This is a genomic window from Frankia torreyi (assembly GCF_000948395.1).
GTDB lineage: Bacteria > Actinomycetota > Actinomycetes > Frankiales > Frankiaceae > Frankia > Frankia torreyi.
The window spans coordinates 1-21666 of the sequence record NZ_JYFN01000089.1; the positions used below are offsets into that span (position 1 = coordinate 1).

Sequence of the window (21666 nt, forward strand, 5' to 3'; positions counted from 1 at the left end):
CCGGGCCATCTCGTCCTGTCTCATACCAACCACCGCCACACACATGAAGACGACAGTCAGTACAACCACAGACAGACCTAATCAAGTCCTACTAGTTTCCTGGAGGAATCTCTATGGCAACCCGGACGGCGGCGCAGCGGCGGGCCGAGGCGAAGGAGGCCTACGACGCCTTCATGGCGGCCTGCCCGTCTCGCAAGGTGTTCGAGACGCTCAGCGACAAGTGGGTCGGCCTGGTGCTGGCCGCGATCTCGGCGGGACCGCGCCGGTACGGCGAGCTGAAGACGGAGATCGCCGGGGTCAGCCCGAAGATGCTCACCCAGACCCTGCGGACGTTGGAGCGCAGCGGGTTGATCGACCGGACGGTCACCGCGTCGGTTCCCGTGCGCGTCGACTACGAGCTGACGGCACTCGGCCGTGACCTCTATCCCCTGATCACGCCCCTCAAGGCCTGGGCCGAGAACAACGTGGACGCGATCCGCGCGGCGGAGCAGGCGTACGACCTGCGTACCTCCGCGCGGCAGCCGACGGCCGTCACGGGTGCGACGGCCGTCATGGATCCGGTGGATACCGGTGCGCTCAGCGCACCTCGGTGAGGGTGCCCTTCTCGACCGAGTAGACGAACCCGCGGACCGAGTCCTTGTGCGGAATGAAGGGGCTGGCCGTGATGCGGGCGATCGACTGCCGGACGTCGTCCTCCAGGCTCGTGAAGGTCTCGACGGCCCACGGTGGGCGAATGCCCGTCTCCGCGGCGATCTGCGCCTTGAACGCCTCGTCGGTGAACGTGAGCATGCCGCAGTCGGTGTGGTGGATGAGGATGATCTCTCGGGTTCCCAGCAGCCGTTGGCTGATGGCGAGCGACCTGATCTCGTCGTCGGTCACCGCCCCGCCCGCGTTGCGGATCACGTGTGCGTCACCCTCCGTCAGGCCCAGCACGCCGTAGACGTTCAGCCGGGCGTCCATGCACGCCACGACCGCGACCCTCAGCTTCGGGGGCAGCGGCAGGTCTCCGGCGGTGAAGTCGCGGGCGTACTGGGCGGCGTTGCCGAGTAGGTCGTCGGTGGCGGTCATCTCGATGCTCCAGACGGAGTTCGGGCGGCCTGCCGCATGGCTGGCGGTGGTGCCGCGATGAAGGTGGGCGGCATTGCATGATCCGCGGCGCGGCAGACCCGCGATGCTTCGGCCAGGGACGACGCCGAGCGATGCTCGACGGGCCGTGCGCGGGTGCCGGGGTGGGGCCCGTCAGGCGAAGGAAGCCGAGCGGCCGCTGGAACAGAGGGCGGTGGAGACGAGCAGCAGGTCGACGTGCCGTCTGTGCACCAGCGGAGGCGGAGTCGGCATGTACGAACCGAAACATGAGGGAGACCGTTCCGCCAACCATGAGGATAAGTGACCCATGTCACATCCCCATCGTGGGGCTGAACACACTCGCCGGTCATGGCGTCCGAGCGGTCGGCAGCGAGCCGACTCGCGGTCCCATCGCGGCGTCAGGCGCCGAGATGCTCCGTCAGGAATCGTTCGATCCGGACCCAGGCATCGGCCGCGGCGACCGGCTCGGGCCCGATTCCGGCGGTGCGCAGCACCGGGTGCAGGAGCCGCGGGCCGCTCGGGGTGCCGTCCGGCCGGGCGCTGAGGAACGCGTGCCCGGCCGTCGGGTACTCCTTGACGTCGTGCGGGACGCCGGCCCGGTCCAGTGCCGCGGAAAGTCGGCCGGCGGCCCCGCGTAGGGTCCGGTCCCGGCCGCCGTAGCTCGCCACCACCGGGCACGCCGCCCGCAACGAGGCGTCGAGCTTGCGGGGAAGTGGACCGTAGTTGATCGCCGCGACCTCGAAGCCCCGGCCCGCGCTGAGCAGGGCGAGGCCGCCACCGAGGCAGAAGCCGATCACGCCCACCCTTCCGTTGCATGCCGGCAGGGCGGTCAGCCACCGCCGTGCCGCCTCGATGTCGTCGAACGCCCGTCCGCTGCCGGAGGACATCGCCCGCACCGTGGCCACCAGGCAGCGGCGGGCGCCGCCCGCGCTGAACAGGTCCGGGGCGAGGGCGAAGTATCCGAGGCCGGCGAGGCGGTCGGCGATCGCGCGCACGGTCTCGTCCAGACCCCACGCCTCGTGCAGCACGATCACGCCGGGACGCAGGACACCCTTGGCGGGCGGCGCGTCACCGGGGGCCAGGGCCGGGCCGACGGCGGCCGGTCGGGCCAGGTACGCGCTGAGGCCCGGGGAGATGTCCAGAACGTCAGCAAATCCTGACAAGTTGACCGTCGTCACGATGTCCACCCCTCGTCCGCCGGTCGCGCGGGCGACACGGTACCGCGCTTCGCGGCGTGCGCGGGGTTGGTCGTCCCGGCTCGGCCGTCGCGGCGGCGGATCGCCCGGCGAACGCCATGGTTGAACGTGCTGTGCTGCACGTCACATTATGTGCTCTTGACCGAGGAAAGCCGACCTACTCAGAGTGAAAAGGGTGCGCACCTCGCTGCTGTTGACGTGCCGCCGCTGCATCGATTTCGGACGCGCCGAATCCAGCCGCTGTCGTTGATGCGGAGGTAACCGGCGTTTCCGCGTGAGCCGGGAGCCGGAAGCCGTCCGTGCGGGGTGTCCGGAATCCTTCGCCTCCAACCCAGGCCCAGCGCCTGCGGCTCAGGCCCCACGACCGCCGCGAAAGTTCTGCGCCTGCAGCTCGAAAGCCCTGCGCCCGCCGTTCGCCTGCCGGTTCCCATCGTCCGCCGGTTCCCATCGTCCGAGGAGTGCCCGTTGCGTCTCGTGCAGGATTGCGCCCGATGACCCCCCGCCCACCGCTGCACCTCGCCCTCGCGCTGGACGGGGCCGGCTGGCATCCGGCAGCCTGGCGGGAGCCGCGCGCGCGGACCGCGGAGCTGTTCGACGCCCGGTACTGGACCGACCTGGTCCAGGAGGCCGAGCGTGGCCTGCTCGACTTCGTCACGATCGAGGACTCCCTCGGCCTGCAGTCGGACCGGTTCGACGGTCCGGACGCCCGGACCGATCGGGTTCGCGGCCGACTCGACGCCGTGCTCATCGCCGCTCGTGTCGCCCCGCTGACCTCGCGGATCGGTCTCGTCCCGTCGATCGTCGCCGGGCACACCGAGCCCTTCCACATCTCCAAGGCCATCGCGACGCTGGACTACGTCAGCTCCGGGCGGGCCGGGGTCCGGGTGCGGGCCGGCACCGGCGGAGCCGAGGCCGACCTGTTCGGCCGGCGGACGATCCCCGGGATCGCGGCGGCGGACCTGGAGCGGCCCGAGGTCGTCGCGCTGATCACCGAGTTGTTCGACGAGGCGGCTGACTATGTCGAGGTCGTGCGCCGGCTCTGGGACAGCTGGGAGGACGACGCCGAGATCCGCGATGTCGCCACCGGTCGGTTCGTCGACCGGGACAAGCTGCACTACATCGACTTCGCGGGACGCTGGTTCAGCGTGCGCGGGCCCTCGATCGTGCCCCGCCCGCCGCAGGGCCAGCCGCCGGTGACCGTCCTCGGTCACGGCACGGTGCCCTACCGACTCGGGGCGCGCCAGGGCGACGTCGTCTATGTGACGCCTCGCGACGCCGACGACGCCCGCCGGATCGTCGAGGAGATCCGGGCCGAGCAGGACGCGGCTGGTCGGGGCGGCGAGACCGTGCACGTGTTCGCCGATCTGGTCGTCCACCTCGCCGACTCGGCGGCACAGGCCGCCGACAACCGCGCCCGGCTCGACGAGTGGGCCGGCGAACCCCAGGTCAGCGACGCGCTCATCGTCGCCGGTACCCCCGGGGAACTCGCCGATCTCCTGCTCGACTGGCAACCGGCCGGGCTGTCGGGCTTCCGGCTGCGTCCGGCGGCCATCCCGCACGACCTGGAGGGCATCACCCGGGGGCTCGTCGGCGAACTCCAGTCCCGCGGGGCGTTCCGCACCGCCTACGAGGCCACCACACTGCGGGGCCTGCTTGGCCTGCCCCGACCCGCCAACCGCTACGCCGCAGCCGCCGCAGCAGCAGCCGCCGTCTAGTCGGCCGCCGTCCAGCCCGCCGCCGGCAGAGCCGGCAGCCGGCAGCCCTGCACACACCAGCGGAGGACCTCCATGAGCAGGCCGACCAAGCAGATCCACCTGGCGGCGCACTTCCCCGGGGTGAACAACACGACGGTGTGGAGCGACCCCGCGGCGGGCAGCCAGATCGAGTTCAGCTCGTTCGCCCACCTTGCCCGCGCGGCAGAGCGTGCCAAGTTCGACTTCTTCTTCCTCGCCGAGGGCCTGCGTCTGCGCGAGCAGAACGGCCGCATCCATGACCTGGACGTCGTCGGCCGGCCCGACACGTTCACCGTGCTGGCCGCGATCGCGGCGGTCACCGAACGCCTGGGGCTCGCCGGCACCATCAACTCCACCTTCAACGAGCCTTACGAGGTCGCCCGGCAGTTCGCCAGCCTCGACCACCTCTCCGCGGGGCGGGCCGCCTGGAACGTCGTCACGTCCTGGGACGCCTTCACCGGGGAGAACTTCCGCCGCGGCGGCTACCTCGCGGAGCAGGATCGCTACGAGCGGGCCCGGCGCTTCCTGCACACGGCCTGGGAGCTGTTCGACTCCTGGCACGGCGACGAGATCGTCGCGGACAAGGACACCGGGCAGTTCCTGCGCGAGCCGCGGCCGGGGACGTTCGCGCACCACGACGACTTCTTCGACATCAGCGGCCAGTTCAACGTCCCGCGCAGCCCGCAGGGCCGACCGGTGATCTTCCAGGCCGGCGACTCCGAGGCCGGCCGGGAGTTCGCCGCCTCCTCGGCGGACGCGATCTTCAGCCGGCACAGCACGTTCGAGGACGGTCAGGCGTTCTACGCCGACATCAAGGGCCGGCTCGCCAAGTTCGGCCGCCGGCCCGACCAGTTGGTGGTCCTGCCGGCGGCGACGTTCGTCCTCGGCGACACCGACGCCGAGGCGCGCGAGCGGGCAGAGGTGATCCGCCACCAGCAGGTCAGCGGGGCGACGGCGATCCTGTTCGCCGAGCAGCTGTGGAACCGCGACCTGTCGGCCTACGACCCGGACGGGCCGGTCCCCGAGGTCGACCCGCTGCCGGGGGAGAACACGATCTCCAAGGGGCGGGCCAGCGTGCGGATGTTCGACGACCGGCTGGCCACGGCGCGCCGCTGGCGCGAGCTGGGTGAGGCGAAGAAGCTCTCGCTGCGCGAGGTGGTCATCGAGGTCACCGGGCGGCAGTCCTTCATCGGCTCGGCGGCTACGGTCGCCGAGACCATCAACCGGTTCGTCCAACAGGACGCCAGCGACGGCTTCATCCTCGTCCCGCACATCGTCCCCGGCGGGCTGGACGAGTTCGCCGACCAGGTCGTGCCGCTGCTGCAGGAACGAGGCGTCTTCCGCGCCGAGTACACCGGCACGACCCTGCGCGAGCATCTCGGCCTGGAGCTGCCCGGCTGAACCGGCTCCGGGTGAGGGCGCCGGCCGGGGTGAGGGTGCCGGCCCCGGCCGGAGGTGGTGTCTGCTGAGCCCCGGCCGGGGCCGGTTCAACCGGTGAGTACGCGCAGCCCGCCCGCGGCGAGCGCCGGCACGGCCTGGCCGACGAGGTCGAAACCCTCTCCGACGGTGTTGCCGGCGAGATGCCGGGCGTGGATGCCCTCGGCGATCACCACCAGCTTGAAGTAGCCGAGCGCCAGGTAGAAGTCCATGTTCACGATGTCGCGGCCGGACTCGCGCGCGTAGATCTCGATCATCTCGTCCCCGCCGGGCATCCGGTCGCTCGCTGCGGCAGCCGAGCCGCCGAGCACGGGATCGAAGTCCGGGTCGCGGTAGACGACGGTGAGACCCAGGTCGGCCAGCGGGTCACCGAGGGTCGCCATCTCCCAGTCCAGCAGGGCCCGCACGGCGCCGATGTCGTCCGGGTCCAACACGAAGTTGTCGATGCGGGCGTCGCCGTGCACGATCGACGCGGCACTCTCCGCCGGGACCGCGGTGGCCAGCCGGCCGTGCAGCGCGTCGAGGTCCGGCAGCGGCCGGGTCCGCACCCGCTCCCACTGCCCCCACCAGCGGTCGACCTGACGGCGCAGGTAGCCTTCGGGCCGACCGAACCGCTCGAGCCCGACGGCGAGGTAGTCCACGGCGTGTAGCCGGGCGAGGGTGCGCAGCAGGTTCTCGGCGCAGCGGCGCACGTCGGCGTCGGAGTAGGGGGCCAGGTCGGCCCGGCTGCGCAGGACCACCCCGTCGACCAGGGAGACCATCGCGAACGGCACCCCGAGCACGGCGGGGTCGTCGCAGTAGACGACCGCCTCGGCCACCGGGATCGGGGTCTGGCGCAGTGCGGCCACCACCCGGTACTCGCGTCGCATGTCGTGCGCCGAGGGCGTCAGGTTGCCCAGCGGGGGCCGGCGCAGCGCCCAGTGGGCGGCGTCGTCCCACACGTGGTAGGTCAGGTTCGACCGGCCGCCGCTGAGCAGCGTGGCACGCAGCGGCCCGGACCGGCCGGGGACGGTGGCGTCGAGGTAGGCGGCCAGCGCCGCCAGGTCCAGGCCCGGCGGGGAGACCAGCCCCTCCTCGGCGCCGTGCGGGGGATCGAGCGCGGTCATGAGGCCGACTCCAGGGCGCCGGTCGCCTTGAGCCGCTGCTTGACCGCGCGCCGGGCGAGCGCCCAGCGATGGGTCTCCGACGCTCCGTCGTAGATGCGAAAGGCGCGGACCTCGTTGAGATAGCGGCCCAGCAGCAGCTCGCCGGAGACGCCGGCGGCGCCGCAGAGCTGGATGGCCCGGTCGACGACCCGCCAGATCGCCTCGGCGACGAACGTCTTGGTCATCGCGGTGGACTGCGCCGCGCGCTGGCCCTGATCGAGCTCCCAGCAGGCCTGCAGGATGAGGCTGCGAGAGGCGGCGATGTCGATCTCCGAGTCGGCGATCATCTGCTGCGCCATGCCGAGCTCGACGAGCTTCGAGCCGAACAGGCGGCGTTCGGCGATCCGGTCGATGGCGATGTCCTGGGCTCGGCGGGCGATGCCGAGCCAGCGCATGCAGTGCGTCATCCGGGCCGGGCCGAGGCGTACCTGCGCGTACGCGAAGCCCTGGTCGAGCTCGCCGAGGATCGCCGAGTCCGGCACCACGCAGTTGTCGAAGATCACTTCGCAGTGACCGCCGATCATGGCCTGGTCGAGGGTGTCGACGTGCCGGACGACCTTCAGGCCGGGATTGTCGGCGTCGACGAGGAACATGGTCGCGCCGCCGACGGTGCCGACCTTGCCGGAGGTCCGGGCGAAGCAGATCGCGTAGCCCGCGCCGTCCGCGCCGGTGGAGAACCACTTGTGGCCGTCGATGCGCCAGCCGTCGTCGACCCGGACGGCGGTCGTCGACAGCGCCGCCGGATCCGAGCCGGCCCCGGGCGCCGGCTCCGTCATCGCGAAGAACGACCGGACCTCGCCGCTCGCGAGGGGGCGCAGGTACCGCTCCTTCTGCTCATCGGTCGCGATGATTTCGAGCATGTGCATGTTGCCCTCGTCGGGCGCGGAGCAGTTCAGCGCCAGCGGCCCGAACAGGGAGTAACCGGCGGCCTCGAACACGGGTGCCCGCGCCGTCATGCCGAGCCCGAGGCCGCCGTACTCCCGGGAGACATGCGGGGCGAACAGCCCGGCGTCGCGGGCCGCCGCCTGCAGTCGCGCGCGCAGCGCCTCCCCGCCGGCCGAGACCACGCCGGCGTACCGCTCCTCCTCCGGGATCACGACGTCGCGGACGAAGGCAGCCGTGCGTTCGACGAGGTCGACGACCTCTGGCGGCTGCGAAAAATCAATGGCCATGACGATCTCCCGCCTCGGTGCGAGCGCCGGCCCCCGGCTGGATGGGTCGGCTGAAAAGGCTAATGCTCAGTAGCCTTGATAGCAGGGGTGGCGACGATCCGCCAGCATTGAGGGAAAATCAAGCCTGCTAGCATGGGTGTTGTGCGGGGAGCAGTCCGCATGCCCGTGGCTACCGGTTCTTAGTCACGGCGGTTCACGTGGGCGGGGATGCATGAGTGGATCGGACCGGGCCGTGGTTACGCGGCCACAGCTCACCCCACGCGGGCGGGCGATCCGCGACGCGGCGCTGAAGCTGTTCGCCGAACGCGGCTACGAGGCCACCACCACGACCGAGATCGGCGCGGCGGTCGGCATCCGAGGTCCGAGCCTGTACAAGCACGTGAGCTCCAAGCAGGACCTGCTCGCCGCGATCATGCTCGACGCGATGGACGTCCTGCACGACGTCCACGCCCTCGCCGTCGCCGGCGTCGACGACGTCGCGGACCGGCTGCGCCGCGCCGTGGAGGCCCACGTGCGCTTCCACACCCGCCACCGGCTGGAGGCGTTCGTCGGCAACCGGGAGATCCGCAGTCTCGACGAGGTCAACCGGGCGGCCGTCGTCGCCCGGCGCAGCAGCTACGAGCGGCTCATCCGGGGGCTCATCGAAGAGGGGGTCGCCGCCTCCCGGTTCCACGTTGCCTCGGTCAAGCTCGCCTCCTACGCCCTGCTCGACCTCGGGATGGGGGTGGCCGCCTGGTACCGCGAGGACGGCGACCTGAGCGAGGACGAGATCGTCTACACCTACGGCCGGTTCGCCCTCACCCTGGTCGGCGTGGCCGGCTGACCGCCACGGCATGGGCATGCCCATGCCCATGCGCCTGCTCGGCCTGTCACGCATCAGCCGCCCGCCGGTTCGCCCGGTCCGGCGCGGTGGTGGGCTCCGCCCGCGTGCAGGTCCGCGCGCAGCTCGTGCTTGCGGACCTTGCCCGCCGCGGTCCGCGGCAGGTCGGTGACGATCACAAGTCGTTCCGGGGTCTTCTGCTTCGCGGCGCCGGCGGCGGCGAAGTGCGCCCGCACCTCGTCGAGGTCGAGGGCCGACCCCGGGCGCGGCAGGACGAAGACGCAGACCCGCTCACCGGTGCGGTCGTCCGGTTCGGCCACGGCGGCGGCCTCCGCGACGGCCGGATGGGTCATGAGCAGGTCCTCGACCTCCTTCGAGGAGACGTTCTCCCCGTTGCGGACGATGATGTCCTTGATGCGATCGGTGATCGTTAGGTAGCCCTTGGTATCAACCCGGCCGATGTCCCCGGTGCGCAGCCAGCCGTCGGCGGTGAACGCGGTCGCGTTGAGCGCCGGATCGCGGTAGCCGGCGAACTGCTCCGGGCCGCGAGTGACGATCTCGCCCTCCTCGCCGGGGCCGAGGTCGTGGCCGGCGGGGTCGAGGATGCGTACCTCGCTGCCCGGCAGCACCCGCCCGTCCGTGGCGGCCCGCCGGTCGAGCGGGTCGGCCGCGCTGCCCGAGCTGATCGTCGGATGCTCGCTGGAACCGTAGGCGCGGTAGGCGCTGACGCCGGCACGCTCGGCCCGCTCGACGAGCGCGGGAGACACGCTGGCCCCGCCGACGAGGAAGTCGCGCAGCGGGCCGAGGCCGCGGCCGTCGCGCTGGGCCGCATCCAGCAGAGCGGTCAGGTGAAACGGCACCCCCGCGGACGCGGTCACGCCGTGGGCGTGGACGAGTTCGATCGCCTCCGCCGCGTCGAACCGTTCGAGGAAGACGGTCGGCAGTCCGTCGACGAGGGTCCGCAGCAGCACGCTCAGCCCGGCGATGTGGCCGGGCGGGAACAGGTCGAGGTAGCCGAAGTCGGGCTGGCCGGCGCGCAGGCTGCGCAGCGAGGCGACCTCCGCGGCGACCGAGCGGTGGGTGTGGGTGACGCCCTTGGGCGCGGCGGTCGTCCCCGACGTGTAGACGAGTACGGCGACCTCGTCGAGCGGCCGGGTGCACGGCGCCAGCGGCGGGGCCAGTGCGAGCTCCTGCCATGGCACGGTGCCGGCCGGTGCGGTGCCGGCCGGTGCGGTGCCGGTGCCGGCCGGTGCGGCGGTGCTGTCGGCGACGGTGACGATGTGGCGTAGGGCCGGCAGCCCGTCGGGTGCCCCGCGCAGCTCGGCGATCTCCGCCGCCCGCTGTCCCGGCAGGATGATCGCGCTCGCCCCCGACTGCCGCAGGATGAAGGCGACCTCGCGGATCCCGTAGATGGGCACGATCGGCAGCAGCACCGCCCCGCGTAACAGCACGGCGGCGTGCGCGATCGCGCTCTCCACCCGGCTGGTCAACTGCAGCGCGACGACGTCTGCCGGGCCGATCCCGCGCGCGGCGAGGCCGCCGGCGACCCGCACGGCCCGCTCGTACAGCGAGCCCAGATCCGTGGTGAGAGTGCCGACCGGACTGCGGAAGACCAGCCGGGTGTCCGGATGGTCCGTCGCGCCCAGGTGCAGCAGCTCGGCGAGCGGGAGCGGCGCGATCGTGGGCAGCGGCCGGACCGGTGCGAGCGACCGCGGCGGGTTGGTGGTCGGGAGTGCCTCGATGGTCGTGACCGGCTCGGCCGGGTGGGCAGGTCCCGCGTTCTCCAGGTTCACCGGCGCTCCTCGGGTCGACGAGAGCGTGGCGGCCGCCACATCCAGGAAAATATACCTAGTTCACTAGGAACGAGTGGCCGTCGCGGGAGCCACTCCCACGTCGTGGCGCGGCGAGTGGTCGCCGTCGCCGCGTGCCGTCCCGGCGCACGTGCGCTGGTGGAAGATGCCGTGGAGTCGGGGCTCCGCGCGGCCGCCACTTGCCTGCAGTTCTTTCAGGTATCTAAAGTAACCATGTCAACTTGGTCGCCATCGATGTCGTCGAGTTCCATGCCACCGAGTTCCGGCGACAGCACGTGATCCGAGCGGCAGGCAACCGTCTGCACGGCGCAACCCATGCGGAGGCAGGACGACATGGCAAAGATCTGGGCGAACTCCGGCGATTCGCACTTCCTGGAGCCCGACGACCTGTGGCAGTCGAACCTGCCGCCCCGCTTGGCCGAACTCGTCCCGAGGGCGGTGAAGGACCCGGACGGCAAGTACGAGACCGTGTACGTCGACGGCCAGTCCTTCCGCCGCAAGCTCCCGAACGTGCAGGCCCAGGAGTTCCTCGACGAGAGCAACCGGGCGCCCGGCGCGCGGGACGCGACTCTGCGGCTGGCCGACCTCGACACCGAGGGCGTCTGGGGCGAGCTGGTGTTCCCGTCGCTGGGCCTGTGGAGCTCGTCGTTCCGCACCCCCGAGGTGCTGCGCGAGGCGCTGCGGGTCAGCAACGACTGGGCGATCGACGCGATCATGAAGGTCTCGTCGCGCCTGGTCCCGACCGCGCAGGTCTCCACGCTTCAGGTCGACGACGCGGTGGCCGAGCTGGAGCGCACCGCCGAGCTCGGCTACCGCGCGGTGTTCCTGCCGACGACCCCGCACCCGCTGGCCGACGACTGGAACCGTGACTCCTGGGAGCCGTTCTGGGCGGCGGCGGAGGCGGCGAACATGGTGCTCGCCTTCCATGTCGGTACCGACCCGATCGACATCGGCAGCGAGCAGGTCGGCGTCGTCTACCGCGGACCCGGCGGCGCGGTGCTGAACTACACCGAGACGACGTTCTCCGGCCAGCGGGCCGCGATGAAGCTCGTCGCCTCGGGCGCGCTCGACCGGCATCCGGACCTGAAGATCCTCGTCGCCGAGGGCGGCGCGACCTGGGTGCCCTTCCTCGCCGACCGGATGACCGAGGGCTACCGCCAGCACCACATGGCGGTGCGGCCCAAGCTGAAGCGCAGCCCCAAGGAGATCCTCTACTCGCAGGTGTACGCCTCCTTCCAGCACGACGCCTCCGCGGTCGCCGCGCTGACCGGCATGGGCTACCGCAACGTCATGTGGGGCAGCGACTACCCGCACATGGAGGGCACGTTCGGCCATACCCAGGAGACGCTGCACGGGCTGTTCGACGGCGTGTCGGACGACGTCCGCAAGCGGATCACCATCGACACGTTCCTCGAACTCTTCCCGGGCGTCGGTGAGCCGGCCGTGGCAGCGGCCGCGTGAGCGCGTCGGGTCCGTTCGACACGGCGATCGTCGGGGTCGGCGCCACGCCGTACTACCGGCGCGGGGGCTCCGCGCCGCAGACCATCACCGAGCTCGCCGGCAAGGCGATCCTCGCCGCGTGCGAGGACGCCGGCCTGTCGGTCAGGGACATCGACGGCTTCGCCTACTACTCGGGGGCGGGCGCCGGCTACGGCCAGTCGATGGACACCGCGACGTTCATGGAGACCCTCGGCATCCCCGAGGTGACCTTCTCCGCCGCGCTCACCTCGGGTGGCGGCGGGTCGGCGGGGTCGATCGGCCTGGCCCGCGCGGCGATCCTCGCCGGGGACGCCACCGTCGTCGTCACCGTGATGGCGCTCCAGCAGGTCAAGCAGCGCCTCGGCACGGTCTTCGGTGCGGTGGCGCCGAGCCCGGAGAACTCGTTCCTGCAGCCGTCGGGCCTGGTCGGCCCGGGGCATCTGATGTCGGTGCTGGCCCGGCGGCACATGCACGACTACGGCACCCGCCGGGAGGCGTTCGCCGAGATCGCCCTGTCCAGCCGGGCGAACGCGCTCACCCGACCCAAGGCGATCATGCGCACCCCGCTGACGCTGGACGACTACTTCAACGCCCGGATGATCGCCGATCCGCTCTGCCTGTTCGACTTCTGCCTGGAGACCGAGGGCGCCGTCGCGGTCCTCACGACCAGCGCGGAGCGGGCGCGCGACCTGCGGCGCACGCCGGTCGGCGTGGTCGCCGCGGCGCACGGCGGGGTGCGCGAGTGGGGCCGGGCGTTCGCCTGGTACGGGATGCCCGACGAGTACTTCGCCTCCTCCGGGCACGCCCCGATCGCCCGGCGGCTGTATGACAAGGCCGGGATCACCCCCGACGACATCGACGTGGCGCTGATCTACGACCACTTCACCCCGATGGTCCTCATGCAGCTCGAGGACTACGGCTTCTGCAAGAAGGGGGAGGGCGGCCCGTTCGTCGAGTCCGGCGCGATCCGGTACAAGGGCGGCTCGATCCCGGTCAACACCCACGGCGGCCAGCTCTCGGAGGCCTACATCATCGGCATGACGCACATCGTGGAGGGCGTCGAGCAGATTCGCGGCACCGCCGTCAACCAGGTGCCGGACGCGAAGCTCGCGCTCGTCACCGGTGGACCGGCCACCCTGCCGGTCAGCGGCCTGATCCTGGGACAGATGGCATGAGCACTCTGACGACGACCCTGCCGCCCGCCGGCATCCAGATCACCACCGACTCGGCGACCGAGCCGTTCTGGCAGGCGGCGAAGGAGAACCGGCTGGTCGCGCCCAGGTGCGCCGACTGCGGGACCTTCCGGCTGCCGCCGTCGCCGTTCTGTCCGAACTGCCAGTCGCAGAACGTCGACTGGGTGACGCTGTCCGGGCGGGCGACGGTGTTCAGCTTCAGCATCGTCAACGGTGTGCCGGGCCAGCCGGAGCTGACCTTGGCCGCGGTCGTCGTGGACCTGCCCGACGCGCCGGGGGCTCGGCTGGTGAGCAACGTCGTCGACACCGATCCGGACACGGTCCGGATCGGGACGCCGCTCACCGTCGACTTCGTCGAGATCGCCGACGGCTGGAAACTGCCGGTGTTCCGGGTCGACCCCGCCGCCGAGAGCGCGCCTCTCTCAGGTACCTGAAAGTATTATGTCGCGTACGTCACGCGTGGGGAGGGGGGCGCATGGAGCGGGTGGCCGCGGTGAGCACCGCGTCGGCGGTCGCCCATGTGCTGCGCGAGGAGATTCTCAGCCGCCAGGACGGTGATCTCTACCTGGGGCAGGAGGACGAGCTGCTGGCCCGGTTCGGGGTCAGCCGGCCGTCGCTGCGCCAGGCCGTGCGGCTGCTGCAGGCCGAGGGGATCCTGACCGTCCGCCGCGGCCATCACGGCGGGCTGTACGGGCAGCGGCCCGACGCGGCCGGCGTCGCCCACGTGGCCTCGGTGTTCCTGCGGACCCGGCGGGCCTCCCTCGCCGACATCAGCGCCACCTACACCCTCATCACCACGGAGTGTGCTCGGCTGGCCGCCCTCAACCCGGACGGGGTCGAGCGCCGCCGGCTGCTGACCTTCGTCGAGCAGTCCGCCGGCGGCAACCAGCGCGACCACGCCCGGGCCCGGGTGCAGTGGGGGATCCTGCTCGCCGAGCTCGCGCGCAGTCCCACCCTGCAGTTGTTCGAGGACGTGCTCGGCTCGTTGTCGCGCTACCCGACCTCTCGGCCCCTCCTGCTGGACCCGGACAGCATCGCGCTGGCCTGCGAGCAGTGGCGGCAGGTCGCCGAGGCGGTCCGTGACGGTGACGCCGACGTCGCGGTGGCGCTGTCCCGCGAGCACGGCGACGCGCGGGTCCGCTACATCCGCGACCTCCCCGAGGACCTCCTCGGCTGGTGAGCCCCGCACCCGGGTCCGGCGTGCCCGCCGGGTCCGGGACGGTTCCCGGCGCGGTCGGGGGTGCCCCGCGCCGGGTCGGCCTGTCGGTCAGGCGGTGGCGACGGCGCTCATGAGACGCACCGCCGACTCGGCGTAGCGGGCACGGCGCCGGTCGCTGACCATGAAGGCCGGGCTGGACAGGAACGCGAGGTCGGGCAGGGCCTTACGGGCCGCCAGCCGCTGGGCGGCCTCTGCCGGGTCGCCGCACAGGGCGATCGCGTCGAGCATCTCGTCGCTGACCGCCGCGGCCATCCCCGGGATGTCCCCGGAGCGGAACGCGGTGCGGATCGCGGCCACCTCGTCGCCCCAGCCGTGCAGCTCGACGAGGGTGTCGTAGGTCTTCACCGTGAGGTAGAAGGCGATCTGGAGCCGGGCGTCGCGCCGTCCCCGCTCCGGGTCCTGCTCGTCGACGGCGGTGATGAGCCAGCCCCAGCGGCGCAGCGACTCCGGGTCCCGCCCGGCCGCGGTGGCGCCCGCGTGCAGGTTCGGGCGGATCGTCTCCGTCCACCACCGGTCGGTGAAGATGCCGTGACCGAGGATGCCGTCGGCGGTCCGCCCGGCGGCGGTCACCATCCGCCGGTTGAACGAGCCGAGCAGGATCGGCACGTCGAGCCGGCCGAGGACGGGGGCGCGGATGTCGGCGTGGATCGGGTAGAACTCGCCCTCGTGCACCACGGGTCGACCGTTCTCCGCGGTCAGGTAGGCGCGGATCGCCCCGACGAGGTCCTCCATCCGGCGCACCGGCTCGCTGGCCGCGGACGCGAACCACTCGGTGTTCATCCGGTAGGTGCCGGACCCGAGGCCGAGGAAGATCCGCCCGGGGGCGCGCGTGGACAGGTGCCGCAGCGCCGAGGCATGCACGAAGGGTGAGCGGGCGAACGCGTAGGCGATGCCCGGCCCGATCAGGGCCCGGCGGGTGGCGGCGACCATCTCGCCCGTTGTCAGGTAGGAGTTCGTGTCGGCGAACTCGCCGGCGCAGAAGGCGGCGGCCCCGGCCTGTTCGGCCAGTTCCGCGACCTGCGGGCCCGGCCAGGGAAGTCCCCACTGCACGTGTCGCCACCTCCGCGTCGGGAGCCCGGCGCCCCGGCGGCGCCGTGGGCGCCGATCGGCCGGTGAGAACCGTCGCTCCAGTTCTTGTCTTCCTCGCGAACTTAGTAAACCATGTAACCTTGCAGCGATGTTGACGCGGCGGCGGTGGCCGTCGCCGCGGACGGGGTCCGTGCGACCGCGGGGCCCCGACGACCTGAGCCCGGGCGATGAGCAGGGCTCGACCGACGAACAGGGCCCGCCGACGGACGCGGTCCGCAGACGAGGAGGAGGCGTGGTGGCAGCCGTCGAGACCGTCGACCGGCCCCGGCAGGGCGAGTTCCTCGGCCCGCTGCGGGAGTTCCTGGCCGCGCACGCGAGCCCGCCGCCCCGTGGCGGCAGTGCGCGGCTCACCTGGGCCCGCGCCTTCCATGCCGACCTGACCGACGCGGGGCTCGCGGCGCCGGGGTGGCCGAAGGAGGTCGGCGGCATGGATCTGTCGCTGCCCGACCAGCTCGCCTACCACCGGGAGATGACGAGGGCCCGGGCTCCCCGGCACCCGTGCGGTCTGTCGTTCATCGTGGCCCCCACCCTGATCCGCCACGGCACGCCCACGCAGAAGGACCGCTTCCTGCGTCCCCTGCTGCGCGCGGACGAGTTCTGGTGCCAGGGCTTCTCGGAGCCCGGCGCCGGCAGCGAGCTGACGGCGCTGTCGACGAGGGCCGTGCGCGACGGTGACCACTACGTCGTCACCGGCCAGAAGGTGTGGACCAGCCAGGCGCATCTCGCCGACTGGATGTTCGCGCTGGTGCGCACCGGTGAGCCGGGGCCGAAGGGGATCAGCTACCTGTTGCTGTCGATGACCTCGCCGGGGCTGACGGTGCGGCCGCTGCGCGACATCAGCGGCGGAACGCACTTCGCCGAGGTGTTCCTCGACGAGGTGCGCGTGCCGGTCGAGAACCTCGTCGGCCGGGAGAACGACGGCTGGTCGATCGCGCGCACGAGCCTGGGCCACGAGCGGGCCACCGCGTTCCTGTCGGACGAGTTCCGCTACCGCCGGGTGGTCAGCGAGCTGATCGCGCTCGCCGCCGGGTCGCCGGCCGGGGACGACCCGGTGGTGCGCCAGGACCTCGCGCGGATGGAGGCGGGGGTGCGGATCCTCGCCTCGAACAGCCGCCGGGCCCTGGAGACCGTGCTCGCCGGGCGCGATCCCGGGCCCGCCTCCTCGGTCAACCGGCTGATGCGCGCGGAGTTCGACCAGCGCCTGCACGAGGTGGCACTGCGGGTGATCGGCCCGGACGCGGTGCTCGGCAACCGCGAGCCGACCGCGCCCGAGGGCGGCCGGTGGACCTACGGCTACCTGATGAGCCGGTCGTCGACGATCGGCGCCGGCACCGCCGAGATCCAGCGCAACACGATCGCCGAGCGGGTGCTGGGGCTGCCCGCCCCGCCGCCGGCGCCGGGAGCCGGGCGCGGGTGAGGGGCCATGGCGGCGGCGCAGGGCGCCGCGCCGGGGGCGTGGGGCGACGACGAGGCGCGGAACGACGACGAGGCGCGGGACGATGAGGAGTGAGGTGAACGTGGACACGGCCGAGGCGGAGGGCGAGCTGCGCGACGCACTGGCGCGGCTGCTGCGCGAGCGTTGCGACATCGAGCAGGTCCGGAGGGTCGCGGCCGCGCCGGGCGGCTGGGATCGACAGCTCTGGTCGGAGCTTTCGGCCATGGGCGTGGTGGGGCTCGCGGCCCCGCCGGAGCACGGCGGTGAGGGGGCGGGGCTGGCGCTGCTGGCCGTCGCCCAGGAGGAGCTGGGCCGCCGGCTGGCACCGGTGCCGCTGCTGTCCAGCGCGACCGCTCAGGCCGCGCTGCTCGCCGTCGTGGCGGAGAGCGCGCCGGGGGCGGCCGCCGCAGCCGCGCTGCTGCCGGCGATCGCGTCGGGCCGGACGCCGGCGACCGTCGCGGTCGGGCGCACCGTCGACGGTTGGACGCCGCTGGCGACCGTGCGCGCCGAGGAGGAGGCCGGCGGCGGCTGGCGGCTGACGGGGACGGCTCCCGTCGTCGCGGACGCCACCGCCGCGCGGGCACTGCTCGTCGCCGCCACGACCGGGACCGGCCCCGCGTTGTTCGCCGTCGACGTCCCCGCGTCGACCGGCGGTGAGGCTGCCGCCGGCGGCGAGGGCGGCGCCGCGGGGGCCGAGGTCCAGGTCGAGCCGCTCGACGTCCTCGATGCGACCCGCCCGCTGGCCCGGGTCACGCTGGACACGCCCGCGACCCTGCTCGCCGGGCCGGCCGAGTTCGCCGAGGTGCTGGCCGCCACCCGGGGGGTGGCGCTGACGCTGCTCGCGGCCGAGGCCGTCGGTGTCTCGGCGCAGTGCACCGACCTGGCCGTCGACTATGCGGGCATCCGGCACCAGTTCGGTCGCCCGATCGGCACCTACCAGGCGATCTCGCATCGCTGCGCCGACATGTTCGTCGGCACCGAGGCTGCCCGTGCCCTCGTCGCGGCCGCCGCGCAGGCCCTCGACGAGACCGGCGGGACGGCGGACACCGGTGAGCTCGACGTGGCGGTGGCCCTGGCCGCCGCCGAGGCACTCGATGCCGCGGTCGGCGCCGCCCAGGGCAGCCTGCAGGTGCACGGCGGGATCGGCTTCACCTGGGAGCACCCCGTGCACCACTACCTGCGCCGGGCGAAGTCCAGCGAGGCGTTGATCGCGGCCCCGGACCGGCTGCGCGAACAGGCGGCGTCCCGGCTGGTCGCGGCCGCTCGGCGCTGAGTCGGTGTCGGCGCCGGGGTCGGACGACCGGCCGACAGTAATTCCTTAAACCTAATAAACTCATCTAGCGGTAGCTTGGGTGAACCGGCTCTCTCGGCGGCTCTCCGGATCCGTCCGGAGCCCGCACCGGTCCGTCCGGCGGCAAGGAGCGATGATGCGGGACCCTGTGATCGAGATCGTCGGACAACCCGGCCTCCCGCGTGCCCCTCTCGGGTCGGACGTCGTCGCCCGAGGTCACGACCGATGACCGAGTCAGCCGACCTGCCGGGCCGCCTGCGGGCGCTGTGGTCGGCGCCCGACTCCGCCCCCGCCCTTGAGGTCGACGGTGCCTGGGTGTCCTGGGGGACCGTGCGCGCGCTTGCCGACGAGATCACCCGCAGCCTCGACGGGCTCGGCCTCGGTCGCGGCGCGCGCATCGGCGTCCTGCTCGGAAACTGGACCGAGTCCATCGCGGCGATCCTCGCGATCCTCGGCACCGAGCGCTGCCTGACGGTCTTCAACCCGCTGCAGCCGGCCGAGCGCCTGGCCGGCGACCTGGAGCGGGCCACCCCGCCGGCGATCATCGTGCCGGTGCGGGCCTGGGCGTCCTCGGGGCTCGCGGAGCCGGTCGAGCGGCTCGGCATCAGCCTTCTCCACACCTCGCCCGAGGGGATCGCGTCGGTGCGGGCCGGCCGCGCCGACGCCGCGGTCACCGCGGTCGACGCGCCGGGCGTCGCCGTCGAACTCACCACCTCGGGCACCACCGGCCCGCCCAAGCGCATCCCGTTGACCTACCGTCAGCTCGAGGCGTCGGTCGGGTCCGCCCGGGGCCACATGAAGCCCGGTGGCGGCGAAAGGTCCTACTTCGAGGGCGGCGTGGCCATCGTCTCCGTGCCGCTGGTGCACATCGGCGGGTTGTGGGGGGCGCTGCAGGCCCTCGGCGACGCGCGGCGCATCGTGCTGCTGGAGCGCTGGACCCTGGAGCGGTGGCTCGAGGTCATCCGGGAGCACCGGCCCCGCCTCGGCGCGCTGCCGCCGGCGGCGCTGCGCACCCTGATGAGTGCGGACGTGCCCGTCGAGGACCTCGCCAGCCTGCGCGCGCTGACCTGCGGGACCGCCCCGGTGTCGCCCGACCTGGTCGATGCGGTGCTGGAGCGCTACGGCATCCACGTGCTCGGCGTGTACGGCGCGACCGAGTTCTCCGGCGCGGTGGCGGGCTGGTCGCTGCCGGACCACCGGCAGTGGTGGGCGAAGAAGCGGGGCAGCGTCGGGCGCGCCTTCCCGGGGGTGGGGCTGCGCGTCGTGGCGGAGGACGGCGAGGTGCTGCCGACGGGTGCCAGCGGACTGCTGGAGATCAGGACCGACCAGGCCGGTGCCCGGGCGGACGCGGACGGCTGGACCCGGACCAGCGACCTTGCCCACCTCGACGACGACGGTTTCCTCTACATCGAGGGCCGCGCCGACGATGTGATCATCCGTGGCGGATTCAAGATCCGGCCGCTCACCGTCCGGGAGGTGCTGGAGGAGCACCCCGCGGTGGCCGAGGCGGCGGTGTTCGGCCTGCCCGACGAGCGCCTCGGCCAGGTGCCCGTCGCCGTCGTGGAGCTGGCGCCCGGCGCGGAGCCGATCGGCGAGCAGGAGCTGCGTGACTGGTGCCGGCCCCGGATGCTGCCCTACGAGGTGCCGGCGCGGGCGCTGACCGTGCCGGAGCTGCCCCGCGGGGTGTCCCAGAAGGTCAGCATGCCTGACCTGCTGGCGTTGTTCGCCGAGCAAGGAGACGACCGTGGAACGCGAGATCTTCGAGTATGAGCACCGGCAGTTCCGGGAGGTCGTCCGGGAGTTCGTCGCCCGCGAGATCACCCCGTATCACGCCGGGTGGGAGGCCGACGGGATCGTCGACCGGGCAGTGTTCGCCAAGGCGGCCAAGCACGGCGTCATCGGGTTCAACGTCGCCGAGGAGTTCGGCGGCGGCGGGGTTCGGGACTTCCGGTTCAACGCCGTCGTCGCCGAGGAGCTCGCGGCCGCGTTCGTCACCGGTCCGGGTTTCCTGCTTCACAACGACGTCGTCGGCTCCTACCTGAGCCGGCTGCCCGACGACGAGCAGAAGGCACGCTGGCTGCCCGGATTCGCCTCCGGCGAGGCGATCTGGGCGATCGCGATGACCGAGCCGGGTGCCGGCAGCGACCTGCAGGGCATCCGGACCTCGGCGGTGCGCGACGGTGACGACTGGCTCGTCTCCGGGGCCAAGACGTTCATCACGAACGGGATCCACTCCGACTACGTCATCGTCGTGGCGCGGACCGACCCGGCGGCGGGCAGCCGGGGCATCTCCCTGCTCGTCGTGGAGCGGGACATGCCCGGCTTCTCCCGCGGCCGCAACCTCGACAAGATCGGCCTGCACGCGCAGGACACCGCCGAGCTCTTCTTCGACGCCGTCCGGGTGCCCGCCCGCAACGTGCTGGGCAACCTGGGCGGCGGATTCATCCACCTGATGGAGAACCTGCCCGAGGAGCGGCTGTCGATCGCGATCTCCGCGGTCGCCGGGGCGCGGGCGGTGTTCGACTCCACGCTGGAGTACACGAAGACCCGCACCGCCTTCGGCCAGCCGATCGGCGGTTTCCAGCACAACCGCTTCCTGCTGGCCGAGCTCGCCACCGAGATCGACATTGCCCAGGTGTACATCGACCGCTGCCTGAAGGCGTCGTTCGAGGAGAAGCTGACCACCGTCGACGCCTCCAAGGCGAAATGGTGGGCCACGGAGCTGCAGCAGAAGGTCGTCGACCGCTGCCTGCAGCTGCACGGCGGGTACGGCTACATGACGGAATACCCCGTCGGCAAGGCGTTCACGGACGCGCGCATCCAGACCATCTACGGCGGCACGACGGAGATCATGAAGGAGATCATCGGTCGTTCGCTGGGCGTGTGACGGGCCGGCCGGCGGAACACGGGCGGACCGCCGCGGGCAGCTTCTCGTCGTTGGGTCGGTGCAGTCGAGTCGGTGCAGTCGAGTCGGTGCAGTCGAGTCGGTGCAGTCGAGTCGGTGCAGTCGAGTCGGAGCAGTCGAGTTGGAGCAGGAGTCATGAGCGTGGACTGGGGTTCGGGGACCGAGCTGGGGGAGTTCCGGGCGCAGGTGCGGGAGTTCATCGCCGGCCACGCGCCCGGGCGGCAGGCCAAGGCGGGGGTGCGCAGCCCGGAGAACGCCGAGGAGCTCGCCGAGCTGCGGCGCTGGACTGCCGCGCTGTTCGAGGCGGGCTACCTCGGCGGCGACTGGCCGGTGGAGTTCGGTGGCGAGGCCGAGCACGACCCGCGCCGCGACGTCGTCGTCTCCGAGGAGATTGCCCGGGCGCGCGCGCCCATGCACTCCGGCGCCAACGGGCTCGCCGCCAGCGCGCTGATCCGCTTCGGCACCGACGAGCAGAGGGCGAAGCTGCTGCCCGCCATCCGCAGCAACGAAGACCTGTGGTGCCAGCTGTTCAGCGAGCCGGACGCGGGCAGCGACCTGGCGGGCATGCGCACCCGCGCGGTACTCGACGGCGACGGCTACGTCGTGACCGGGCAGAAGGTGTGGACCACCAACGGCCACTGGGCCAACCGCGGGT

The 21666-nt window shown here is 72.4% G+C and carries 19 protein-coding genes; 13 read left to right on the forward strand and 6 right to left on the reverse strand.

Going from position 1 to position 21666, the window contains the following annotated elements; genetic code table 11:
• Positions 1–113 precede the first annotated feature (113 nt).
• Positions 114–593 (forward strand): winged helix-turn-helix transcriptional regulator, encoded by a 480-nt coding sequence (locus tag FF36_RS29215; protein WP_044888433.1) that lies wholly within the window; start codon positions 114–116, stop codon positions 591–593.
• Here FF36_RS29215 and FF36_RS29220 read toward each other — a convergent pair.
• Positions 577–1068 (reverse strand): beta-class carbonic anhydrase, encoded by a 492-nt coding sequence (locus FF36_RS29220; RefSeq protein WP_044888434.1) that lies wholly within the window; start codon positions 1066–1068, stop codon positions 577–579. The genes FF36_RS29215 and FF36_RS29220 overlap by 17 nt on opposite strands.
• A 416-nt stretch (positions 1069–1484) precedes the next feature.
• Complete coding sequence (locus FF36_RS29225) at positions 1485–2264, reverse strand: dienelactone hydrolase family protein (protein WP_242422976.1); 780 nt, start codon at positions 2262–2264, stop codon at positions 1485–1487.
• Positions 2265–2773: 509 nt separating this feature from the next.
• On the opposite strand from FF36_RS29225, the gene FF36_RS29230 reads away from it, so the two are divergent.
• Both FF36_RS29230 and FF36_RS29235 read left to right on the forward strand, forming a co-directional pair.
• Positions 2774–3997, forward strand: a complete 1224-nt coding sequence (locus FF36_RS29230) for an LLM class flavin-dependent oxidoreductase (RefSeq protein ID WP_044888436.1) — start codon at positions 2774–2776, stop codon at positions 3995–3997.
• A gap of 72 nt (positions 3998–4069) precedes the next feature.
• Complete coding sequence (locus FF36_RS29235) at positions 4070–5416, forward strand: NtaA/DmoA family FMN-dependent monooxygenase (RefSeq protein ID WP_044888437.1); 1347 nt, start codon at positions 4070–4072, stop codon at positions 5414–5416.
• A gap of 86 nt (positions 5417–5502) precedes the next feature.
• Here the strand turns inward: FF36_RS29235 and FF36_RS29240 are convergent, their stop codons facing one another.
• The gene (locus tag FF36_RS29240) at positions 5503–6558 is read right to left on the reverse strand and encodes a phosphotransferase family protein (RefSeq protein ID WP_044888438.1); all 1056 of its coding nucleotides are present in this window, start codon (positions 6556–6558) and stop codon (positions 5503–5505) included.
• The gene (locus tag FF36_RS29245; protein WP_044888439.1) at positions 6555–7769 is read right to left on the reverse strand and encodes an acyl-CoA dehydrogenase family protein; all 1215 of its coding nucleotides are present in this window, start codon (positions 7767–7769) and stop codon (positions 6555–6557) included. The genes FF36_RS29240 and FF36_RS29245 overlap by 4 nt, the downstream gene beginning before the upstream one ends.
• Before the next feature lie 232 nt (positions 7770–8001).
• Here FF36_RS29245 and FF36_RS29250 point away from each other — a divergent pair, with 232 nt between their 5' ends.
• The gene (locus FF36_RS29250) at positions 8002–8592 is read left to right on the forward strand and encodes a TetR/AcrR family transcriptional regulator (RefSeq protein ID WP_313954396.1); all 591 of its coding nucleotides are present in this window, start codon (positions 8002–8004) and stop codon (positions 8590–8592) included.
• Between the two features lie 53 nt (positions 8593–8645).
• On the opposite strand, the gene FF36_RS29255 is transcribed toward FF36_RS29250, so the two are convergent.
• Complete coding sequence (locus FF36_RS29255; RefSeq protein ID WP_242419822.1) at positions 8646–10382, reverse strand: class I adenylate-forming enzyme family protein; 1737 nt, start codon at positions 10380–10382, stop codon at positions 8646–8648.
• A gap of 351 nt (positions 10383–10733) precedes the next feature.
• Between FF36_RS29255 and FF36_RS29260 the strand changes: the two genes are divergently transcribed.
• From FF36_RS29260 to FF36_RS29275, 4 genes are read left to right on the forward strand one after another with little or no spacing between them, the layout of a single operon-like run.
• Entirely contained in the window at positions 10734–11861 is a 1128-nt protein-coding gene (locus FF36_RS29260; protein WP_044888441.1) for an amidohydrolase family protein, read from the forward strand.
• Complete coding sequence (locus tag FF36_RS29265; RefSeq protein WP_044888442.1) at positions 11858–13054, forward strand: thiolase C-terminal domain-containing protein; 1197 nt, start codon at positions 11858–11860, stop codon at positions 13052–13054. The genes FF36_RS29260 and FF36_RS29265 overlap by 4 nt, the downstream gene beginning before the upstream one ends.
• The gene (locus FF36_RS29270; RefSeq protein ID WP_044888443.1) at positions 13051–13506 is read left to right on the forward strand and encodes a Zn-ribbon domain-containing OB-fold protein; all 456 of its coding nucleotides are present in this window, start codon (positions 13051–13053) and stop codon (positions 13504–13506) included. The genes FF36_RS29265 and FF36_RS29270 overlap by 4 nt, the downstream gene beginning before the upstream one ends.
• Before the next feature lie 41 nt (positions 13507–13547).
• Positions 13548–14252: a FadR/GntR family transcriptional regulator gene (locus FF36_RS29275; protein WP_044888444.1), complete on the forward strand. Its 705-nt coding sequence runs from the start codon at positions 13548–13550 to the stop codon at positions 14250–14252.
• 87 nt (positions 14253–14339) lie between these two features.
• Here FF36_RS29275 and FF36_RS29280 read toward each other — a convergent pair whose 3' ends face one another.
• A complete protein-coding gene (locus tag FF36_RS29280) occupies positions 14340–15341 on the reverse strand; it encodes an LLM class flavin-dependent oxidoreductase (protein ID WP_044888445.1) in 1002 nt (333 codons plus the stop codon).
• A 274-nt stretch (positions 15342–15615) separates the two neighbouring features.
• Between FF36_RS29280 and FF36_RS29285 the strand changes: the two genes are divergently transcribed.
• The 5 genes from FF36_RS29285 to FF36_RS29305 form a co-directional block, all read left to right on the forward strand.
• The gene (locus FF36_RS29285; RefSeq protein WP_044888449.1) at positions 15616–16797 is read left to right on the forward strand and encodes an acyl-CoA dehydrogenase family protein; all 1182 of its coding nucleotides are present in this window, start codon (positions 15616–15618) and stop codon (positions 16795–16797) included.
• 94 nt (positions 16798–16891) lie between these two features.
• On the forward strand, positions 16892–18088 hold the full coding sequence (locus tag FF36_RS29290; RefSeq protein ID WP_052681587.1) for an acyl-CoA dehydrogenase family protein: 1197 nt from the start codon (positions 16892–16894) through the stop codon (positions 18086–18088).
• 243 nt (positions 18089–18331) lie between these two features.
• Complete coding sequence (locus FF36_RS29295; protein WP_044888446.1) at positions 18332–19876, forward strand: class I adenylate-forming enzyme family protein; 1545 nt, start codon at positions 18332–18334, stop codon at positions 19874–19876.
• On the forward strand, positions 19851–20993 hold the full coding sequence (locus FF36_RS29300; RefSeq protein WP_044888447.1) for an acyl-CoA dehydrogenase family protein: 1143 nt from the start codon (positions 19851–19853) through the stop codon (positions 20991–20993). The genes FF36_RS29295 and FF36_RS29300 overlap by 26 nt, the downstream gene beginning before the upstream one ends.
• A 153-nt stretch (positions 20994–21146) precedes the next feature.
• Positions 21147–21666, forward strand: a 520-nt coding sequence (locus FF36_RS29305; RefSeq protein ID WP_199865545.1) for an acyl-CoA dehydrogenase family protein, incomplete at its 3' end; no start/stop codon positions are given.

Bases quoted from the DNA above. Each gene is read 5' to 3' on its own strand.
- FF36_RS29215 (WP_044888433.1), top strand. From the start codon at position 114: ATGGCAACCCGGACGGCGGCGCAGCGGCGGGCCGAGGCGAAGGAGGCC.
- FF36_RS29220 (WP_044888434.1), bottom strand. From the start codon at position 1,068: ATGACCGCCACCGACGACCTACTCGGCAACGCCGCCCAGTACGCCCGC.
- FF36_RS29230 (WP_044888436.1), top strand. From the start codon at position 2,774: ATGACCCCCCGCCCACCGCTGCACCTCGCCCTCGCGCTGGACGGGGCC.
- FF36_RS29235 (WP_044888437.1), top strand. From the start codon at position 4,070: ATGAGCAGGCCGACCAAGCAGATCCACCTGGCGGCGCACTTCCCCGGG.
- FF36_RS29240 (WP_044888438.1), bottom strand. From the start codon at position 6,558: ATGACCGCGCTCGATCCCCCGCACGGCGCCGAGGAGGGGCTGGTCTCC.
- FF36_RS29245 (WP_044888439.1), bottom strand. From the start codon at position 7,769: ATGGCCATTGATTTTTCGCAGCCGCCAGAGGTCGTCGACCTCGTCGAA.
- FF36_RS29260 (WP_044888441.1), top strand. From the start codon at position 10,734: ATGGCAAAGATCTGGGCGAACTCCGGCGATTCGCACTTCCTGGAGCCC.
- FF36_RS29270 (WP_044888443.1), top strand. From the start codon at position 13,051: ATGAGCACTCTGACGACGACCCTGCCGCCCGCCGGCATCCAGATCACC.
- FF36_RS29275 (WP_044888444.1), top strand. From the start codon at position 13,548: ATGGAGCGGGTGGCCGCGGTGAGCACCGCGTCGGCGGTCGCCCATGTG.
- FF36_RS29295 (WP_044888446.1), top strand. From the start codon at position 18,332: ATGACCGAGTCAGCCGACCTGCCGGGCCGCCTGCGGGCGCTGTGGTCG.